Below are 2,921 nucleotides of genomic sequence, written 5' to 3'. Positions count from 1 at the left end.
GAGTTCGACACCATCTACGACAGGATCCGGTCACGCGGCCTGCAGCACTGGGCAGATCCGGGCGCCAAGCATCCCGGCGAGATCAACCACAACCACGGCGGGCGCGGAGTCTACTTCCCGGATCCCTCCGGCCATGCCATGGAGATTCTCACCAGCCCGTATGGATCGGCGGGCTGAGCGAGCGACCGCTGCACCTAGTCGCCGGTGCGCGCTGTGCCGTGGCGCCGGCTTTCCTGCTCGCGATAGTCGTGGGCCAGCTGCACGACGTGCTTGGGCAGGCCGCCGGTGGCGACGTCGGCCAGCGTCGTTTCTTCCAGCACCGACCGCATGCTGGCCCGCAGCGCGCGCCAGACGTCGGTCAGCGCCGCCGTCGGCCCCGAGTACGGCAGGTCGCCGAGCCCGATGTCACGGACACTGGCCAGCGGGCCGTCGATACAGCGCAGCACGTCGGCGATGCTGATGTCTTTACCTGAGCGGGCCAATTCGTAGCCGCCCTCGCGACCGCGATGACTTCGCACCAGCCGGTCGGTACGCAAGTTGGTCAGGATGTCGACGAGAAATTGCGGCGGAATGCCCTGGGCGTGGGCCAGATCGTCCGTCTTCACCAGCGTTCCGTCGGGCACCGTGGCGAGCTGAATCATCGCCCGCACGGCATACTCCGCCTTCGCCGACATGCGCACGCACAGGATTGTGCCACCCGGCGACACGATTTCGGCGGAGCCTGGCTGATCCGGCTGCTACCCGCGTGATTCGAGCAGGTCGATGATGCGCTGCGCCTGCTCCTCGACGGTCGCGTCGGGGGTGAGCCGTAGATCGGGATTCACCGGCGCCTGATACGGGCTGTCGATGCCGGTGAACTGGCCGATCTCCCCCGCGCGCGCCTTGGCATACAAACCCTTGGGGTCGCGCTTCTCGCATTCCTCGATCGGGGTGTCACAGAACACCTCGATGAAATCGAAGCCGGCGTCGGCGTGCACATTGCGGGCCAGCGCGCGTTGCTCGGCCAGCGGACTGATCGCCGGCACCAGCACGACGTTTCCGCAGTCGGCCAGCAGGGCCGCCACATGCGCCAGCCTGCGCAGGTTTTCGGCTCGGTCGGCCATGGAAAAGCCCAAATCGGCGTTCAACCCGTGCCGCAGGTTGTCACCGTCGAGAACGTAAGCCAGAGCTCCCTTTTCGAGCAACTTTTGCTCGACCAGCATGGCCACCGATGACTTGCCGGAACCGGACAAACCGGTGAACCATACCGTCTTGCCCCGCGGCCGGGCCTGGGCGATGGCGGATGATTTGTGCCGCACGGTGTTCGGGCTCGCGGCCTGCGCGGAAGCGTCGCGCAACACCATGCCGGCCGCCACCGTTCCGTTGGTGTGCGGGTCGATGAGGATGAACGACCCGGTGCTGGGGTTGCGGGTGTACTCGTCGAGCAGCAGCGGGACCTGGGTGCGCAACGAAATGCGTCCGAGTTCGTTGAGCTGCAACGCCGTTGCCGTCTTGTCGCGGTGCAGCGTGTTGACGTCCAGCCGGTAGTCGAGCGCAGTCACCTTGGCGTGCGTGGTGCGGGTCGTGTGCTTGATGACGTAGTCACGACCGGGTTCGAGAGCGGCATTGTCGGCCATCCAGCACACCGTCGCATCGAACTCCTGCGCGACCCGGGGCTGATTATGGGTGCGGGCGATCAAATCGCCGCGCGAGATGTCGATCTCGTCGGACAGGGTCAGCGACACGGCCATCGGCGGGAAGGCTTCTTCCACCGGACCGTTCGGCCCATCGATGGCGGTGATGCGGGTGCGCTTGCCGACCGGCAGCACCACCACCTCATCGCCGGGACGCATGACCCCGCTGGCGACGGTACCCGCGTAGCTGCGGTGGTCCTGGTGCTCGCGAGTGTGCGGGCGGATGACGTACTGCACCGGGAATCGCACGTCGACCATGTTGCGGTCGCCGGCGATGTACACCTCCTCGAGGTGGGACAGCAACGCCGGGCCCTCGTACCACGGGGTGTGGTCGGACTTGGTCACCACGTTGTCGCCGTGCAGCGCCGAAAGCGGGATAGTGGCCACGTCGTGCACGTCCAGGCGCGCGGCGAAGGCGTGGAATTCGTCCCGGATCGCCTCGAATTTCTCTCTGTCCCAATCGACCAGGTCCATCTTGTTGACCGCGAGCACGATGTGCTGGATTCCCAGCAGGGACGCCAGAAAGGCGTGCCGGCGGGACTGTTCGAGCAGGCCGTGCCGCGCGTCGACCAGCACGATCACCAGTTGGGCGGTCGACGCGCCGGTCACCATGTTGCGGGTGTACTGGATGTGGCCGGGGGTGTCGGCGATGATGAATTTCCGCTTGGGAGTGGCGAAGTAGCGGTAGGCGACGTCGATGGTGATGCCCTGCTCGCGCTCAGCCCGCAGGCCGTCGGTCACCAACGCCAGATCGGTGTAGTCGTGTCCACGGTCCTTGGACGTCTGTTCCACCGCCGCCCACTGATCTTCCATGACGGCCTTGGAGTCATACAGCAGGCGACCGATCAGGGTGGACTTCCCGTCGTCGACGGAACCCGCAGTCGCCAAGCGCAATAGCGTTGTCATCAGAAGTATCCCTGCCGCTTGCGGTCTTCCATGCCTGCCTCCGAGATCCGGTCGTCAGCCCTGGTGGCCCCGCGTTCGGTCAGACGCGAGACTGCGGTCTCGGCGATGACCTCGTCCACCGTGGCGGCCTGCGATTCCACGCAGCCCGTGCACGTCACGTCCCCTACGGTGCGAAATCGCACGGTCGTTTCGAACACCGGCTCGTCGTCACCCGGCTGCATGTTGCGGTCGACCGCCAGCAGCATGCCGTCGCGGCGAAACACCTTGCGCCGGTGCGCATAATAGATCGCGGGCAGTGCGATGTTCTCCGCGCCGATGTAGGACCAGATGTCGAATTCGGTC

At 65.9% G+C, this 2,921-nt stretch carries 2 protein-coding genes and 2 pseudogenes; 1 reads left to right on the top strand and 3 read right to left on the bottom strand.

The features are described from left to right. Nucleotides 1–177, top strand: a pseudogene (locus A5652_RS09755) (VOC family protein); the annotation flags it as partial. A gap of 17 nt (nucleotides 178–194) precedes the next feature. On the opposite strand, the gene A5652_RS09750 reads toward A5652_RS09755, so the two are convergent. From A5652_RS09750 to A5652_RS09740, 3 genes and pseudogenes are all read right to left on the bottom strand, one after another. Continuing rightward, on the bottom strand, nucleotides 195–680 hold the full coding sequence (locus A5652_RS09750) for an RrF2 family transcriptional regulator (protein ID WP_067349857.1): 486 nt from the start codon (nucleotides 678–680) through the stop codon (nucleotides 195–197). Between the two features lie 57 nt (nucleotides 681–737). Continuing rightward, nucleotides 738–2,579, bottom strand: coding sequence for an adenylyl-sulfate kinase (cysC, locus tag A5652_RS09745; RefSeq protein ID WP_067349853.1), 1,842 nt, complete (start codon nucleotides 2,577–2,579; stop codon nucleotides 738–740). Beyond that, a pseudogene (locus A5652_RS09740) lies at nucleotides 2,579–2,921 on the bottom strand (phosphoadenosine phosphosulfate reductase family protein); the annotation flags it as partial. The gene cysC and the pseudogene A5652_RS09740, both read right to left, overlap by 1 nt.

This window comes from Mycobacterium sp. 1165178.9 (assembly GCF_001673555.1).
Classification (GTDB): domain Bacteria; phylum Actinomycetota; class Actinomycetes; order Mycobacteriales; family Mycobacteriaceae; genus Mycobacterium.
The sequence above is the reverse complement of the archived record's forward strand: the minus strand, read 5'-3'. Positions and strand labels throughout refer to the sequence as shown.